The following is a 16953-nucleotide window of genomic DNA, read 5'->3' on the forward strand; positions in this document are numbered from 1 at the left end:
CCGCAGCCATGCCATGCTGCAAGCCTGTCCTACAGCGGTGCGATCCGCTAGACCCACTTCATAAGTGCCAGCGTTCCGCATCGGGGGAGTATATGCACGAAAATCGCATTGGCGGCCTCGCCATCATGGCCATCCTTGCCTCGCTCACCGGGTGCCGGCAGCTAGTTCAGGACACCGCAACCCTGCAGGCGATCGAACGGGAAGCCAAAGCCTTGGCTGCGCGAACGCCCGCCAGCCAACAATTCGTGCCCAAAAGCCGTTGGCCACATCACATTGCGCAGCTCGATCCCATGAGCGTCACGATTTCCCCCGATGGCGTCGATATTCTGACAAAGCCCTATTTTGACGGCGGCTGGGGCTATTTCATCACGCATGATAGCCGGAAAGGTCCGCCGTCAGGCCCACACTTCTCCAAGATCGGCCATGACATCTACTGGTATCAGCCCGATTGATGGCCCGCATAGTCCTCGTTGAACGGCGCACAAAGGCAAGCGGGCCGGCGCGCAACAAGATTTCCTACTTCTGTTCCAAAATATCAGAATGTGCGGGAAATATGCGAAGTTAAGCGGACGATTTCCTATTTTTCCACCGGGGCATCGACCCGGTCGCCATGGCTTTTGGGCGTCGAATTGACCAGGAAATCGACCGGCGCGCCGCTCCTGTTCTGCGCCCGGTGCGGCACGCCCGGCGGCACTTCCAGCCCCTGGCCCGCTTTGAGCACATGGGTCACCCCGCCCGCCTCCAGCGTCAGTTCGCCCGACAGGACATAGAAGAATTGCCGCGCTCGCTGATGATAATGGCGCACCTCCGCCCCGCCCGGCACGATCCGTTCCTGGATCACCGACATCTCATCGCGCTTCACCAGATGCCAACCGTCATTGCTGCCACCCCAGACATAATGTTCGGCATTGCTCCGGTCGATCGGAGCGATCGCGGTGTCGGGCGAGACATCAGGCGCGGCGGCCAGCAGCAGGGGCAAAAGCAATATCGTCATGCCCGCCCCAACGATCCGCCACCCCCATCCCGCCATGCCACTGGCGCCCATGCCCCCTGCCCCCTATAGCGGAGCCATGGCATCGACCCAGAAGCAGAAGAAGGCGGCCCCGGCCCGCGCGAAAGTCCGTCCCGCCGGGTTCCCCACCCGGCAGCAGGTGATGGACTTCATCACCGAGTCCGACACCCCGGCGGGCAAGCGCGAGATCGCCAAGGCATTCGGCCTCAAGGGGCAGGAAAAGATCGCGCTCAAGGCGCTGCTCAAGGACATGGCGGACGAGGGCCTGCTCGACATCGGCCCGGCCCGCGCCTTCCACAAGATGGGCGGCGTGCCCAAGGTGACGGTGCTGCGCATCGTCGATGTCGACGACACCACCCTAATCGCCACCCCCGAACGCTGGGAGGCCGAGGGCCAGCCCGCGCCCCGCATCCGCGTGGTCGAACGGGGCAAGCCCAAGTCTCGTTCAAGCGCGCTGACGATCGGCGACCGCATCCTCGCCCGCACCGAGGAAGCGGGCAAGGGCTGGCTCGCCCATCCGATGAAGAAGCTCGCCAAGGCGACCGAGATGCTGCTCGGCGTGGTCGAGGAAATGGCCGACGGCAAGCTGTGGCTGCGCCCGGTCGACAAGCGCATCCGCAAGGATACGCCGATCAGCGACATCGGCACCGCGAAGAAGGGCGATCTGGTCCTGGCCGAGCCGACCGGCCGCCCGCCGCGGATCAGCGCGCGCGTCACCGACATTCTCGGCGATCCCTTCGCGCCGCGCAGCTTCAGCCTGATCGCGATCCACAAGCATGGCATCCCCCATGTCTTCCCCGAAGCGGTGGAGGAGGAAGCGGTCACCGCATCGAAGCTGCCGCTGCATGAGGACAAGCGCGAGGATCTGCGCCATCTGCCGATCGTCGCGATCGACCCGGTCGATGCCCGCGACCATGACGATGCCGTCTGGGCCGCGCCGGACGAAGACCCCGCCAATGAAGGCGGCTACAAGGCGATCGTCGCGATCGCCGATGTCAGTTACTATGTCCGCCCCGGCAGCGCGCTCGACCGCGAGGCGCGCAAGCGCGGCAACAGCGTCTATTTCCCCGATCTGGTCGTGCCGATGCTGCCGCACCAGCTCTCGTCCGACATGTGTTCGCTGCGCGCCGGGCAGGACCGCGCCGCCATGGCCTGCCATCTGGTGATCGATGCGCAGGGCAAGGTGAAGAGCTTCCGCTTCTCCCGCGCCATCATCCGCGTCGCCGCCGTCCTCGCCTATGAAAATGCGCAGGCCGCGATCGATGGCGAGCAGGATAATGATTTGCTCGAACCGGCCCTGAAGCCGCTCTGGGCCTGCTGGGCGCTGCTGCGCAAGGCCCGCGAAAAGCGCGATCCGCTCGCGCTCGACCTGCCCGAACGGCGCGTCGTCCTCGACGAATGGGGCAAGATCGTCAGCGTGGCCGTGCGCGAACGGCTCGACGCCCATATGCTGATCGAGGATTATATGATCGCCGCCAACGTCGCCGCCGCCAAGGCGCTGGAGGCGAAGAAGGCGCCGGTCATGTATCGCGTCCATGAAACGCCGGGCCGCGACAAGCTGGTCGCGCTCAAGGAATATCTCGCCACCTTCGACATCGACTTCGCGCTCGGCCAGGTGATCCGCCCGTCCACCTTCAACCAACTGATCAAGAAGGTCGGCGAGTCGGAGGAGAAGGAGCAGATCATGACCCAGATCCTGCGCTCCCAGACCCAGGCCTATTATGCGCCGCAGAATATGGGCCATTTCGGCCTGGCGCTGGGCAGCTACGCCCATTTCACCTCGCCCATCCGCCGCTATGCCGACCTTCTGGTCCATCGCGCGCTGGTCGGCGCCTATGATCTCGAACTGCCCGCGCCCAAGGACAGGGCGATCCCCGATCGCTCCTCCCTCAGCCAGGAGGATTATGAGAATATGGGTCGGGTCGGCGAAATGATCTCGGGCCATGAGCGCCGCGCGATGGAGGCGGAGCGCGAGACGATCGACCGCTATGTCGCCGCCTTCCTGTCGGCCCATGTCGGCGAGGTGGTAAAGGCGCGGATCACCGGGGTCCAGAATTTCGGCTTCTTCGCCACGGTCGAGGGGCTGGGCGGCGACGGCCTCGTGCCCGTATCGACGCTGGGCGCCGAACATTTCTTCTTCGACGAAGCGGGCAAGGCGCTGCAGGGCGTCGAAAGCGGCGACCGCTATACGGTCGGCCAGCGGCTGGAACTGCGCCTCGCCGAAGCCGATCCGATCAACGGCGCGCTGCGCTTCGAACTGCCCGACAATCCCGCCCCGCGCGGCAGCCCGCTCAAGCGCGACCGCACCCGCCCGAAAATCCACCGCGGCCGCCCCACCAACATCCGCCACATCGGCAGCAGCCGGGGCAAGCACAAGAAACGCTAAGGGATGGGCGGCGGCTCAGCGTCGCTTGCCCATTTTTTCATGGGAGAATATCGGGATGTGGAACCGGCATTGATGCCAAAATTCCTTGGAGGGCTTTGTTTCTAGCAGCATGGCGCTGACCGTCGCAGCCATAATCCACCGCGTAAAATTGATCTACGGACTTGCCCTTCCAATGAAGGCTTATGCCACCTTGATCGGTGGCATAGTTGCCCTCGCAGCGCTGCCCACTGGCAATGTAATTGGAAACCTCCTTCGCCGACATGGAGTCATCGGAAATCCGAAAAGGCTCTGTTTGCGTTTGCAGCTTCACGAAGCCCTCGTGACCGATGTCAAAGTGCCCCGTCTTGCGTTCCGATATTTGATGATAATGGCCAGCCCCATTCTGCTGCACGGATATTTCCAAGTCCGGCGCGAAAATCTCGATTTGATCCGGCGTAGACACCGCACCATCGCCGCATGAAGTCGTAGCCATACAACTCGCAATAACGCCTAGCGCCTGCGCCCGCTCCCACACTGTCCGCACCATTACATGCCCCCTCGGAAACGTAAGCATCCAGAGATGCCTCGCAAAAGCGCAAACGGCAATTCCAGTTCATCCGCGTTCCAAATTCGCCTCCTGCCGCCACCCCCTTCCCCCCATCGTCATCCGCGCCTATAGGCTGTGTCCCATGATCCTCGTCATCGACAATTATGACAGCTTCACCTGGAACCTGGTCCATTATCTGATGGAGCTGGGCGCCAAGGTAGAGGTCGTGCGCAACGACGCCATCTCGGCGGGCCAGGCCCTGTCGAGCGGGGCCAAGGCCTTCCTGCTGTCGCCCGGTCCCTGCACCCCCAATGAGGCGGGTGTCAGCCTGGATCTGGTTGCGGCCTGCGCCGATGCCGGCGCGCCGCTGCTGGGCGTGTGCCTGGGCCATCAGGCGATCGGCCAGCATTTTGGCGGCAAGGTGGTGCGCGGCGGGCTGATGCACGGCAAGACATCGCCGGTGCGCCATGACGGCACCGGCCTGTTCGCCGGCCTCCCTTCTCCCTTCACCGCGACCCGCTATCACTCGCTGATCGTCGAGGATATTCCGGCCGACCTGGTGGTCAACGCGACCAGCGAGGACGGATCGGTCATGGGCTTCCGCCACGCGACCCTGCCGATCCATTCGGTCCAGTTCCACCCGGAAAGCATCGCCACCGAACATGGCCATGACATGCTGGCCAATTTCATGAAGATCGCCGGCATCCCGGTCCGCGAGCGCGAAGCGGCGTAAGGCCGCTCCGCCGCTTCACTCTTCTACGCCATCCCGACTTCCGTCAGGATGACGGCGGGGCGAGCCGCATGTCAGTGCGGCACCGCCCCCGTCTCCACCCCGGTCTTGTCGTGCAGGGCGAAGCGGTCGACGATGTCGGCGCTCGCCCGATTATAGCCAACCACCTCGACCATGCGCCCTTCGCGCCGCAGCCGGGCGATGATCTTGTCGAGCGCGCCGACGCCCGAAATATCCCAGAAATGCGCACCCGACACGTCGATCAGCACATGGGTCGCGCTTTCCTCGCCGGTGAAGGCGCGGGTGAAGCGATCGACCGAGGCGAAGAAGATCTGGCCGGTGACGCGATAGGTCGCCCGGCCATCGACCTCGCTGCGCTCCACCGCGAACATGCGCTGCACCTTGGCGGCGAAGAAGATACCCGACAAAAGCACGCCGGTCAGCACGCCCAGCGACAGGTCGCGGGTTGCCACCACGACCACCACCGTCGCCAGCATTACGGCCGAGGAGGTCGGCGGATGGCGCCGAAGATTGGCGATCGAGGCCCAGCTGAAGGTGCCGATCGACACCATCACCATCACCGCGACCAGCGCCGGCATCGGGATGCGCCCGACCCACGGCCCCAGCACCGCCAGCAGGAACAGCAGGAAGGCGCCAGCGACGAAGGTCGACAGCCGCCCGCGCCCGCCGGACGTGACGTTGATCACCGACTGGCCGATCATCGCGCAGCCGCCCATGCCGCCGAACATGGACGCGACGATATTCGCCCCGCCCTGCCCCATGCATTCGCGCTGCTTGTCGCTGTCGCTATCGGTCATGTCGTCGACGATCTGCGCGGTCAGCAGCGATTCGAGCAGGCCGACCGCCGCCATCGTCACCGAATAGGGCAGAATGATGCGCAGCGTGTCCCAGGTCAGCGGCACATCCGGCAGGGCCAGGCTCGGCAGCCCCTCAGGTAGCCGCCCCATGTCGCCGACGGTATGGACCGGCAGGCCGAGGCCGATCGACAGCGCGCTCAGCAACAGGATCGCCACCAGCGGCGCCGGCACCGCCTTGGTGATCCGGGGGAAAAGATAAATGATGGCCAGCCCACCCAGCACCATCGCATAGGTCTGCCAACTGACATTGGTGAGCTGCGGCAGCTGCGCCATGAAGATCAGGATCGCCAACGCATTGATGAAGCCGGTGATGACCGATCGCGACACGAACTGCATCAACAGGTCGAGCCGCAGCAGCCCGGCAATGATCTGCACCACGCCCATCAGGATCGTGGCGGCAAACAGATATTCGACGCCATGGTCGCGCACCAGCGGCCCGACCAGCACGGCGACGGCGGCGGTCGCGGCGGAGATCATTCCCGGTCGCCCGCCGATCAGCGCAATGGTGATGGCGATCGCCACCGAGGCATAGAGGCCGACGCGCGGATCGACCCCGGCGATGATGGAAAAGCCGATCGCTTCAGGGATCAGGGCGAGCGCGACGACGATGCCGGCCATGATGTCATGGCGCGCCGTCCGGGCGTCGCTGAACCATTGGCGGCGATAGCGGCTGAAAAATTGGGTCATGTCGAAAATCCACATCAGGTCACATGGCGCCAGCTCCGGGGCGCGTTCGATAATCATGTGTGATGTTGTCCGGCGGATCGGCGGCCGGAATAGCCACCCGGAATTTCACCGGGTCCATGCGAATGCCGGCCTTCTACAGCCCTGCCCCGCCAATGCAACCCCGGCCCGGCCCGCGCCCCTCTTCTTTACCCTTCCCCGAACAGCGCCCGCTGCGAACTCTCGATTTCTTCGAAATAGCGCCGCCGCGCATGTTTCTCGGTCAGCACGCCCAGCACCAGCCCGCTTTCGTCCACCACCGCCAGCTCGTCCGCCGCCGCCTTGTCGAACAGGGGCAGGATCGCGCGGATATCCGCATCGGCCCGCAGCGAGATATCGGCCATCGTTGCCAGCGGCGCGATCGGCGCATCCTCCGCCAGTTCGGGGCGATAGGCCGCCGCCGTCGGCACGATACCGCGATAGCCGCCGGCGCCGTCGATCATGATCGCCTTGCTCGCCGACCCCAGCGGCACGAGCGCACGAAACTGGCCGGCGCTCATCGTATCGGGCACCGACACCCAGTCGCGCCGCATCATCCGCCCGGCGGTCAGGTTCATCACCCAGCCAATGTCGCGCGGGCTGCGGATGCTCGATCCGCGCAGATGCAGCCGCCAGGTGGAGAAGGAATAGCCGAACATTTCCCGCGTCACCGCGCTCGACAGCAGCGACGCGGTCAGCACCACGCCCATCAGCTGGAAATCATGGGTCGTCTCCAGCATCAGCAGCCCCAGCGTCATCGGCCCGCCGACGATCGCGACGCTCAGTGCCGCCATCCCCACCAGCGCCGCATCATTGGGGTCGAGCGACCAGCCGATCCCGACAAGGTCGACGATCTGCGCGAAAATCTGCCCCGCCAGCGATCCCAGAAACAGCGACGCAAAGAACAGCCCACCGCGAAAGCCGAAGCTCAAGGAAATCACCGACGCCGCGATCTTGAGACACAGGATCATCAGTAGCACGGTCCAGTCGGGCAGCAGGATGAGGTTGAGGTGCAGAGCGCCATGCCCGGCCGACAAGGTTTGCGGCGTCAGCCAGGCGAGCGGCATCAGCAGCAAGCCGCCGATCACCGGCCGCCACCGCCCTGGCCAGGTCCAGCCCTGAACCCGCAGCTCGGCAAAGGTCACCATCCGCATGATGAGGATGCCCAGCCCCGCGCAGAGCAGGCCCAGCAACGCATAGAGAAGATAGTCCGCCGTCCCCAATATCCGGTCCGCCGTGGTCGCGATCAGCCAAGGCTCGACGCCCAGCGCGCGCGTCACGAACGCCGCGCTCAAGGCGGCCGCCACCACCGGCGCGATCGCGGCCGGCGTATAATGGCCGATCACGATCTCGAACGCATAGAAGGCGCCGGCCAGCGGCGCACCGAAGGCCGCGCCCACGCCCGCCCCCGCGCCCGCGCCGACCAGGGTGCGCAGATCATTGCGCCGCAGCTTCAGCCATTGCCCCAGCAGCGACGCGACGCCGCCGCCCATCTGCGCATAGGCAGCCTCCAGCCCGACCGAGGCCCCGGCCCCGTTCGACAAGACCGTCTGCCCGGCGATCACCAGATTGTCGGCCATCGGGATGCGCCCGCCATGCAGCGCATTGGCCTCCACCACGTCGATCAGCGGCCGTTGCCGCTGGCGCAGCAGCCGCGCCAGCAGCACCAGCGCCAGGCCGCCCAACGGCAGGCCCAGCAATCGCCAGGGATGGCGGATCTCGCCCAACGCGCTCAGCCGGTTGATGCTGACGCCATAGAGGAGTTCCTGAATGCCGTGCGCCATCAACTGCAACAGGTTAGTGATCAGGCCCGCTGCCACGCCGGCCAATATCGCGAGCAGGATGAAGGCCGCCTCGCTCTCGCGCAGCCGGCGGCGCTGGCGGATGGCAAGGCTCCAGAACAGGGTCGACCAGGAACGGCGCATGGTTTCCCCGACAACGCCCCTTTGGTGCCCGCGTCAAGCCAATTGCCGGACCACGCAACAAAATTCCAATTGGCAGGCAAATAGCATGTCGCCCTCGACTTTCGCGCGCGGCCGGGACTAAAGGCTTGGCCCATGACCCTGTTGCCCGATCCCAGCGCGCCCCTGGCCGCCGACGAAGCCGCCCGCGCCTTCGACCTGCTGTTCGACGCCGACCTGTCGGACGAGGCGATCGCCGGCTTCCTCGTCACCATGGCGCGGCGCGGCGAGAGTGCGACGGAGATTGCCGCCGCCGCCCGTGCGATGCGCACCCGGATGATCCCGGTCGACGCCCCCGACGGCACGATCGACGTCTGCGGCACCGGCGGCGACGGCCATCATACGCTCAACGTCTCCACCGCCGTCAGCCTGGTGGTGGCCGCTGCCGGCGTGCCTGTCGCCAAACATGGCAATCGCGCCGCCTCGTCCAAGGCGGGCGCCGCCGATACGCTCGAAGCGCTCGGCCTCAATCTCGATCGCGCCGCCGCCACGGCGGAAGCCACGCTCAAGGATCTGGGCATCTGCTTCCTGTTCGCGCAAAATTATCATCCTGCGCTCAAGCGCCTCGGTCCGATCCGCCGGTCGATCGGCGAACGCACCATCTTCAACCTGATGGGGCCGCTCGCCAATCCCGCCAATGTCCGCCGCCAGCTCGTCGGCATCGCCCGCCCCGCCTATGTCCCCATCTATGCCGATGCGCTCGGCCAGCTTGGCGCCACCCATGCGATGATCGTGTCGGGCGACGAAGGGCTCGACGAACTCTCGCTCGCCGGCGGCAACGACATTGCCGAGGTGACGGCCGACGGCGTGGTCGCGATGCGCCGCCTGACCGCCGCGGACCTCGGCCTCTCGACCCATCCCGTCACCGCCATTCGCGGCGGCGACCCGGCCCATAATGCCGCGGCGCTCCGGGCCCTGCTCCAGGGCGAGGCCGGCGCCTATCGCGACGCGGTGCTACTCAACGCCGCCGCCGCTTTGGTAGTGGCTGACGCTGCCCATGATTTCCAGGAAGGCGTCGAACAGGCCGCCGAAGCGATCGACAACGGCCTTGCCAACGCGCTCCTCAATTGCTGGATTGCCTATCAATGACCAACAAGCTCATCGAAATCTGCGATTTCAAGCGCGAGGATGTCGCCCGCCGCAAGGCCGCGACCACGATCGCGTCGCTCCACGCCCGCGCCAGCGAGCAGACCCCGCCGCGCGGTTTCCGCAAGGCGCTGGACGATGCCGCCCGCTCGGGCTTCGGCCTGATCGCCGAGGTAAAGAAGGCCAGTCCGTCCAAGGGTCTGATCCGCGCCGATTTCGATCCGCCGGCCCATGCGGTGGCCTATGCCGCCGGTGGCGCCGCCTGCCTTTCGGTGCTGACCGACGAGCCCTATTTCCAGGGCCATGACGATTATCTGATGGCCGCCCGCTCGGCCTGTGCCCTCCCGGTGCTGCGCAAGGATTTCATCGTCGATCCCTGGCAGATCCTCGAAAGTCGTGCGCTCGGCGCCGACGCGATCCTGATCATCGTCGCCGCGCTGGAAGATAGCCAGATGCAGGAGATAGAGGACGCCGCGCTTGGCCTCGGCATGGATGCCCTGATCGAGGTGCATGACGAGGCCGAACTGGAACGCGCGCTCAAGCTCCGCTCGCGCCTGATCGGCGTCAACAACCGCGACCTGCGCGATTTCAGCGTCGATTTCGCCCGCACCTATGAACTGGTGGGCAAGGCGCCCGACGGCTGCACCTTCGTCGCCGAAAGCGGCCTTGGCTCCCATGCCGACCTCACCGCCATGGCCGATCATGGCGTGCGCTGCTTCCTGGTCGGCGAAACCCTGATGCGCCAGCCCGATGTCGAGGCCGCGACCCGCAACCTGCTGACGGGCGCATGACCGGCCTCACCCATCTGGATGAGGATGGCGCCGCGCGCATGGTCGATGTCTCGGCCAAGGCCGTGACCGCGCGCGAGGCGGTGGCCGCCGGCCGCATCACCATGGCGGCCGACGCCGCGCAGGCGATCGCCGCCGGCCTCGTCAAGAAGGGGGATGTGCTGGCCGTCGCCCGCGTCGCCGGCATCATGGCGGCCAAGCGCACCGCCGAACTGATCCCGCTCTGCCATCCGATCCCGCTGAGCGCCGTCACCATCGACTTTACCCTGCACGACGACGGCGTCACCGTCACCGCAACCGCGCGCACCGCCGGCCAGACCGGGGTGGAGATGGAGGCACTGACCGCCGCGACCGCCGCGCTCCTGACCGTCTATGACATGGCCAAGGCGCTCGATAAGGGCATGATAATCGGCGATGTTCGCCTGCTCGCCAAGCGCGGCGGCAAGTCGGGCGACTGGACCGCGCCGGAGCATGCCGGCCGATGAGCCTGATGCCGGTCGCGGACGCGCAGGCGCGGCTCCTTGCCCTCGCCGATCCGTTGCCGGCCGAACATGTGCCCGTCGCCACCTGTGCCGGTCGCTGGCTCGCCACCGACATCACCGCACTCCGCGACCAGCCCTGGGCCGATCTTTCCGCGATGGACGGCTATGCCGTGCGCGCATCCGAAGGCGCCGGGCCGTGGCAGCTGGTCGCCACCAGCAGCGCGGGCGACGCCGATATCCCGGCCCTGCAACCGGGCCAGGCCTGCCGCATCTTCACCGGCGCGCCCTTGTCGGCCGGCGCCGACGCGATCCTGATCCAGGAAAATGCCACGCGCGACGGCGACAAGCTGACCGCGCATGACGGCATATTGACGCCCGGCAGGCATGTCCGCCCGCTCGGCTCCGACTTCCGCGCCGGAACGCCGCTGGTCAGCGCCGGTAGCCGACTCACCCCCGGCCAGATCGCCCTTGCCGTCCTTGGCGGCCATGGCAGCCTGCCCGTCGGCGCCAGGCCGCGCGTCGCCCTGCTCTCGACCGGCAATGAACTTGTTGCCCCCGGCGCGCCGACGCCGCCGGGTTGCCTCCCCTCCTCCAACGCACCGATGCTCGCCGCCCTGCTCGCCACCCTGCCCTGCGACGTGATCGACCTCGGCATCGTGCCCGACGATCTTGGCGCCATGACGCGGGCGCTGGAACAGGCGGCCCAGGCCGACATCATCGTCTCGACCGGCGGCGCGTCGGTCGGCGACCATGATTATGTCCGCCCCGCCTTCGCGGCGGCCGGCGGCACGCTCGATTTCTACAAGATCGCGATGCGGCCGGGCAAACCGCTGATGGCCGGGCGCCTGGGCAACGCCACCTTCCTCGGCCTGCCGGGCAATCCGGTCTCCGCCTTCGTCACCGGCACCCTCTTCCTCTGCCCCCTGGTCCGCCATCTCGCCGGATCGCGCGCGCCGCTGCCGCCGGTCGTGCAGGCCCGCCTTGCCGCGTCGCTTGGCGCAACGGCGGAACGCGACGATTATCTGCGCGCCTATCGCGCCGCCGACGGCATCGTCTCGGTCACCGCGCAGGACAGCGCCGCCACCGCCGCCATGGCACTGGCTGACTGTTTGATCCGCCGTCCGGCCGGCTCAGCTCCCGCCATTGCCGGCGACATGGTCGACATCATCCCGCTCACCGCCTGACTGCGTGAGCGGCAAAAGCGGCGCATGGCTTAACGCGCTTGACTTGCCCCTTTCCGTTTCCTATGCGTTCTTCATTCGTTCCATGGAGGACCGCCGATGTTGACGCCCAAGCAGCAGGAATTGCTGAGCTTCATTCAGACCCGGCTGGAAGAAGGCGGCGTGTCCCCTTCGTTCGAGGAGATGAAGGACGCGCTCGACCTGCGCTCCAAGTCCGGCATCCACCGGCTGATCAATGCGCTGGAGGAACGCGGTTTCATCCGTCGCCTGCCCAACCGCGCCCGCGCGCTCGAAGTGTTGAAGCTGCCCGATGCGATGCATCGCGCGCCCGCTCCGGCCGTTACCGTGCCCAAGGCGCCAGCGCCGGCCGTGCTGCTGCCGACCGCCGCCAATGACGTGATCGAAATCCCGCTGCACGGCCGCATCGCCGCCGGCGTCCCGATCGAGGCAATGGAAAGCCACACCATGCTCTCCGTCCCCGCCGCTTTGCTCGGCTCGGGCGATCATTATGCGCTCGAAGTATCGGGGGACTCGATGATGGAGGCCGGCATTCTCGACGGCGACTTCGCGCTGATCCAGCGCACCGATGTCGCGCGCGAGGGCCAGATCGTCGTCGCCCTGATCGATGACGCCGAAGCAACACTCAAATATTTCCGCCGCGAAGGCAGCCGGGTCCGGCTCGATCCCGCCAATGCCGCCTATGAACCGCAGATCTATGATCCGCGCCAGGTCCGCATCCAGGGCAAGCTCGCCGGCCTGTTGCGCCGCTACAACTGATCGGCGAGCGGCGGAGCAACGTTCCGCCGCTTCCGACTTGCAATCCGGCATGGGCAGCCTCCTGCGGCCATGATAGCATGGCGCTGCGTTACAGGGGGTCTGGCTCATGTCCTATTTGCGCTCCATCTGTCCGGCCATCATCCTGCTATGTGCCTCTCCTGCGATCGCGCAGGATGACGAACAGACCCTCGCCCCTTTCCGCAGCCTGATCGAAACGCGCCTGGCCGCGCTCAAGAGCGGCGATATCCCCAAATATATGGCGATGCTCGACAAGGATTATGTCGCCATTTCCGATCTGGGCGAGCGCCGCACCCGCGCCGACCTGCCCGCCTATCTGCCGACCATCTCCAACCCGTCTCGCACCTATGCCATCCAATCGATCCATGTCCGCATCCTCGACGACATCGCTCTGGTCGATGCCGAAATCCGGGAGAACATGGCCGATGCCGTCGGCGGATGGCACGAAAGCGATATCTTCGTGCGCCAGGGCAGCCGCTGGCTCTATCTGCACCGGCAGGACAGTTCGATCCTCTATCCCCCCGCGCCCGTGCCGACTGATGCCGACCCGCTCGACGATTATGTCGGCCAATATCGCTCGGCCGGCGGCCTGACGGATATCATCACCACGCGCGACGGCACGCTCTACGGCCAGTCCACGCCGCAGGACACGCCCACCGCCCTGATCCATGTCGGTCCGGGCGCCTTCGCCATCCCCGGCGGCGCGGGCCTGCTGGTCTTCACCCGGTCGCCCACCGGCGCGGTGACCGGCCTGATCGGTCACCTCACCAGCGGCCAGATATCGACCTCCGCCAAACTGCCCTGACACCCGCCGCCGCGCCGCCGGTCGGACGATCCACGGATGTGCGTCGCCGGGCCGATGGACGGTGTGAACTTTGCCGCTTTCAAGGCCAATCGACAGGCCGCCGGTGCGCGATAGCAGCCGGCGGTCGATCTTCATCCAGCGCGGCCGGCACCACCAGGGCAGCCCCCGATCGCTGATGACGATATCGGCCGCCGCGCAATCCCGCTCCAATATCGGCCGATCGACCAGCATCGCATTCCGCGTCACCAGCAAGCGCCAGTCGCGCCTGCCCCGAGGCAACGTCACCGCGCACAGATCGGTCGAACAGCGCGCCTGCTTCATCGTCGCGATCGCTTCCAGCGTCCCGTCATAGCCCGCGCTCTCGCTCAGCACGTCGCGGACATAATCGCCCGCCCCCTCGCGCAGCAGCGCCATCGTCCCCGTCGGTGTTCGCACCGCGACGTGCCGCCCATCGCCCGTCACCACGATATCGGGCGGCGCCAGCAGCGCGATGCCGGCCAGGCCGATTGCGACCGGCGCCAACCCCAGCCAGCGCCAGCGACTGCGCCAGAGCAGACACCACAGACCACCCACCACGATGATCCCGAAAATCCAGCCCGGCACCGCCGGCGCCAGCATCACCGCCATCGGGCTCGCCGCCACGCCATGCGCCACCGCCAGCAGCAAAGCGATCGCCTTGCCGGTCAGCCACCAGAAGGGCGCGCCCAGCCCGACCAGATCGAAGCACAGCGCCAGCGCCTCCAGCGGCATGATGACGAAGGTGGTGAGCGGGATCGCGACCAGATTGGCCACCGCGCCCAGCAAACCAGCCTTGTGAAAATGGTAAAGCGCGATCGGCGCCAGCACCAGTTCGATGGCAAGGCCCGTCATCAGCATCGCCGCCACCGTCCGCCCGGCCTTGCGCGGCAAAGGCTCGTCCCGCGTCATCGCGAACGCCTTGAACCGCCGATGCTCGCCCAGCGCCACCAGCGCGACCACTGCGGCAAAGCTCATCTGGAAGCTCGGCCCGATCAGCGCTTCCGGCCAGAAGACCAGCACCACCAGCGCCCCGGTCGCCACCAGCCGCAATGTGATCGCCTCGCGCCCCAGCGCGAGCCCGCCCAGCACCAGCAGCGCCGCGATGCAGGATCGCACCGTCGGCACCTCCGCGCCGGTCAGCAGCGTATAGCCGATCCCCGCCAGCGCGCCGCCGGCCGCCGCGATCAGCATCAGCGGCCAGTCCAGCGCCGCGCGCGGAATCAGCGCCAGCAAGCGCAACAGCAGGAATATCACCGCCCCGATCAGCGCCGTCACATGCAGGCCGCTGATCGAGAGAAGGTGGGCAAGGCCACTGCGCCGCATCGCCTCCGCATCCGCTTCGGCAATCGCGCCCTGGTCGCCGGTCGCCAGCGCCACCGCAATCCCCGCCGGTGCGCCTGCCACCTGTCCGCTGATATGATCGAACAGCCGCGCCCGCAGCGTCGCCCCCTCGCGCGCCTGCTCCACCATTTCGACCGGCGCCAGCGCCCGCCCGGTCGCCCCGATCCCCTGGAAATAGGCGCGCCGCGCGAAATCGAACGCCCCCGGCACGCTTGGCGGCGCGGGCGGCATCAGCCGCACGCGAAAGCGCAGCACCGCCCCCTTGCCCAGCCCATCGGGCACATCCGCCTCCACGATATTCACCCGGATCGCCGCAGGCAGCGCCGGCGCCGCGATCGGCCGCAAGCCCACCCGCACCATCTGTTGCGCCGGCAGCTTGGCCACCGCCGTCACCGTGCCGGTCACCTGTGCGAATATGGGACGGGCCAGCGGCGGTTGCCCCAGCCATGTCGCCTTGCCCCAGACCAGCAGGCAACCGATGCAGCCGAGCAATCCCGCTGCCACCAGCATATGCCGCAATCGCGCGCCCACCGGCAGCAACAGCGCCAGACAGGCCAGCCCCAGCGCCCCGCAGCAGCAGGCCAGCCAGTGTGCCGGCCCCGGCAGCACGAACCAGCCGGCAATGCCCGCGCCCAGCGCCACCGGCACCCACAAGGCGAGCTGTTCGCGCTCCACCTCCAGCCATTGTTCGATCCGCGCAAATCCATTGTGCGCAATACGCACCGTCCTGCGCCCAACGGACGTTTGTCGTGGCTCAAAAGCCATGCTAGGGGGCGTCGCATCCATGGATCAGGCAGGAAGAATGTCAGCGAATATGACGGCAAGTGCAACGGGATTGAACAAGCAGGTGGTGACCCGTTTCGCCCCGTCGCCAACGGGCTTCCTGCATATTGGCGGCGCCCGCACCGCGCTGTTCAACTGGCTGTTCGCGCGCCATCATGGCGGCAAGTTCCTGCTCCGCATCGAGGATACCGATCGCGCCCGCTCCACCGAGGAAGCCGTGGCAGCCATTTTCGACGGCCTGGAATGGCTGAACCTGGGCGGCGATGAGCCCGCCGTATTCCAGTTCGAGCGCACCCCGCGCCATGCCGAGGTCGCCAACCAGCTGCTCGCCAATGGTCATGCCTATCGCTGCTATGCGACGCAGGAAGAGCTGGCCGAGCTGCGTGAACAGCAGCGCGCCGCCAAGCAGCCGATGCGCTATGACGGCCGCTGGCGCGACCGTTCGCCGGAGGAAGCGCCCGAAGGCGCGCCCTTCGTCATCCGCATCAAGGCCCCTCGGACCGGCGAAACCGTGATCGAGGATGCGGTCCAGGGCCGCGTCGTGGTGCAGAATGCCGAGCTGGACGACATGATCCTGCTCCGGTCGGATGGCACCCCCACCTATATGCTGGCCGTCGTGGTCGACGACCATGACATGGACGTCACCCATGTCATTCGCGGCGACGACCATCTCAACAACGCTTTCCGCCAACTCGCCATCATCAAGGCGATGGGCTGGGAAGAGCCGGTCTATGGCCATATCCCGCTGATCCACGGGTCGGACGGCGCAAAGCTGTCGAAGCGCCACGGTGCGCTCGGCGTCGACGCCTATCGCGACGAGATGGGGATGCTGCCCGAAGCGGTGCTCAACTATCTGCTGCGCCTGGGCTGGGGCCATGGCGATGAGGAGATCATCTCGATCGAACGCGCCATCGAACTGTTCGACATCGACGGCGTCGGCCGCTCGCCCTCGCGCTTCGACCTCAAAAAGCTGGAAAATCTGAACGGCCATTATCTGCGCGAGGCCGACGAGGCACGCCTGGCCGCTCTGGTCGCCCCGCGCGTTGAGTCGCGTCTTGATACGCAACTGAATGACGCCCAGCGCGATATTTTGACCCAGGCGATGGTTTCGCTCAAGCCGCGGGCCAGGACGCTTAACGAAATTGCAGAAGGCGCGGAGTTTCTGTTCAAATCTTGCCCGCTCGATTTTGACGAGAAGGCGTCTGCTCTGCTAGATGAACCCGCGCGTGAGCTGCTGAAAAAGACAGCCGACGCTCTCCAGCCCGTCCAGTCCTGGACGGTTGAAGCGATCGATGAAGTGATACGCCGCGTGGCAGAGGATGCGGGGCTTGGCCTGGGCAAGGTGGCACAGCCGCTTCGTGCGGCGCTCACCGGGCGCACGGTCTCGCCGGGTATTTTTGATGTCCTCTTCCTTCTGGGGAAAGAGGAAAGCTTGAAGCGACTGACCGCTGCGGGGCACGTGGTGGCCGGTTGACGGCA

At 66.6% G+C, this 16953-nt stretch carries 14 protein-coding genes, 1 pseudogene and 1 other annotated feature; of the genes and pseudogenes, 10 read left to right on the top strand and 5 right to left on the bottom strand.

Annotation, left to right across the window (positions count from 1 at the left end):
• Nucleotides 1–92: 92 nt before the first annotated feature.
• A complete protein-coding gene (locus tag VHN57_RS11190; RefSeq protein WP_278988535.1) occupies nt 93–452 on the top strand; it encodes a hypothetical protein in 360 nt (119 codons plus the stop codon).
• A 125-nt stretch (nt 453–577) separates the two neighbouring features.
• On the opposite strand, the gene VHN57_RS11195 is transcribed toward VHN57_RS11190, so the two are convergent.
• A complete protein-coding gene (locus tag VHN57_RS11195; RefSeq protein WP_341462737.1) occupies nt 578–1045 on the bottom strand; it encodes a cupin domain-containing protein in 468 nt (155 codons plus the stop codon).
• Nucleotides 1046–1070: 25 nt separating this feature from the next.
• On the opposite strand from VHN57_RS11195, the gene rnr reads away from it, so the two are divergent.
• On the top strand, nt 1071–3398 hold the full coding sequence (gene rnr, locus VHN57_RS11200) for a ribonuclease R (RefSeq protein ID WP_423283858.1): 2328 nt from the start codon (nt 1071–1073) through the stop codon (nt 3396–3398).
• A gap of 37 nt (nt 3399–3435) precedes the next feature.
• Here the strand turns inward: rnr and VHN57_RS11205 are convergent, their stop codons facing one another.
• Nucleotides 3436–3924 (bottom strand): hypothetical protein, encoded by a 489-nt coding sequence (locus VHN57_RS11205; RefSeq protein WP_122129553.1) that lies wholly within the window; start codon nt 3922–3924, stop codon nt 3436–3438.
• Nucleotides 3925–4066: 142 nt separating this feature from the next.
• Here VHN57_RS11205 and VHN57_RS11210 point away from each other — a divergent pair, with 142 nt between their 5' ends.
• Nucleotides 4067–4657 carry an anthranilate synthase component II gene (locus VHN57_RS11210; protein WP_007708936.1) on the top strand — a complete coding sequence of 197 codons (591 nt, stop codon included), beginning with the start codon at nt 4067–4069 and terminating at the stop codon, nt 4655–4657.
• Between the two features lie 71 nt (nt 4658–4728).
• Here VHN57_RS11210 and VHN57_RS11215 read toward each other — a convergent pair whose 3' ends face one another.
• Both VHN57_RS11215 and VHN57_RS11220 read right to left on the bottom strand, forming a co-directional pair.
• On the bottom strand, nt 4729–6219 hold the full coding sequence (locus tag VHN57_RS11215) for a SulP family inorganic anion transporter (protein WP_423283861.1): 1491 nt from the start codon (nt 6217–6219) through the stop codon (nt 4729–4731).
• A 63-nt stretch (nt 6220–6282) separates the two neighbouring features.
• Nucleotides 6283–6338, bottom strand: a sequence feature (sul1 is cis-regulatory element that is thought to sense ions involved in sulfur or methionine metabolism; They are found in Alphaproteobacteria).
• 66 nt (nt 6339–6404) lie between these two features.
• Nucleotides 6405–8159: a chloride channel protein gene (locus tag VHN57_RS11220; RefSeq protein WP_423283863.1), complete on the bottom strand. Its 1755-nt coding sequence runs from the start codon at nt 8157–8159 to the stop codon at nt 6405–6407.
• Nucleotides 8160–8291: 132 nt separating this feature from the next.
• Between VHN57_RS11220 and trpD the strand changes: the two genes are divergently transcribed.
• From trpD to VHN57_RS11250, 6 genes are all read left to right on the top strand, one after another.
• Complete coding sequence (gene trpD / locus VHN57_RS11225; protein ID WP_278987425.1) at nt 8292–9284, top strand: anthranilate phosphoribosyltransferase; 993 nt, start codon at nt 8292–8294, stop codon at nt 9282–9284.
• Complete coding sequence (trpC, locus tag VHN57_RS11230) at nt 9281–10072, top strand: indole-3-glycerol phosphate synthase TrpC (RefSeq protein ID WP_278987426.1); 792 nt, start codon at nt 9281–9283, stop codon at nt 10070–10072. The genes trpD and trpC overlap by 4 nt, the downstream gene beginning before the upstream one ends.
• Nucleotides 10069–10554 carry a cyclic pyranopterin monophosphate synthase MoaC gene (gene moaC / locus VHN57_RS11235; protein WP_278987428.1) on the top strand — a complete coding sequence of 162 codons (486 nt, stop codon included), beginning with the start codon at nt 10069–10071 and terminating at the stop codon, nt 10552–10554. The genes trpC and moaC overlap by 4 nt, the downstream gene beginning before the upstream one ends.
• The gene (locus tag VHN57_RS11240; protein ID WP_278987430.1) at nt 10551–11735 is read left to right on the top strand and encodes a molybdopterin molybdotransferase MoeA; all 1185 of its coding nucleotides are present in this window, start codon (nt 10551–10553) and stop codon (nt 11733–11735) included. Before moaC ends, VHN57_RS11240 begins: the two co-directional genes overlap by 4 nt.
• A 96-nt stretch (nt 11736–11831) precedes the next feature.
• Nucleotides 11832–12509, top strand: a complete 678-nt coding sequence (lexA, locus tag VHN57_RS11245; RefSeq protein ID WP_278987431.1) for a transcriptional repressor LexA — start codon at nt 11832–11834, stop codon at nt 12507–12509.
• Nucleotides 12510–12765: 256 nt separating this feature from the next.
• A complete protein-coding gene (locus VHN57_RS11250) occupies nt 12766–13332 on the top strand; it encodes a nuclear transport factor 2 family protein (RefSeq protein ID WP_423286016.1) in 567 nt (188 codons plus the stop codon).
• Here the strand turns inward: VHN57_RS11250 and VHN57_RS11255 are convergent.
• Nucleotides 13324–15456 (bottom strand): annotated as a pseudogene (locus tag VHN57_RS11255) (ComEC/Rec2 family competence protein); the annotation flags it as partial. The gene VHN57_RS11250 and the pseudogene VHN57_RS11255 overlap by 9 nt on opposite strands.
• A gap of 49 nt (nt 15457–15505) precedes the next feature.
• Here VHN57_RS11255 and gltX point away from each other — a divergent pair.
• On the top strand, nt 15506–16948 hold the full coding sequence (gene gltX / locus VHN57_RS11260) for a glutamate--tRNA ligase (RefSeq protein ID WP_423283866.1): 1443 nt from the start codon (nt 15506–15508) through the stop codon (nt 16946–16948).
• The last annotated feature ends 5 nt before the right edge of the window (nt 16949–16953 follow it).

The sequence above is a fragment of the Sphingobium salicis subsp. salicis genome (assembly GCF_049472635.1).
Lineage (GTDB): Bacteria > Pseudomonadota > Alphaproteobacteria > Sphingomonadales > Sphingomonadaceae > Sphingobium > Sphingobium yanoikuyae_A.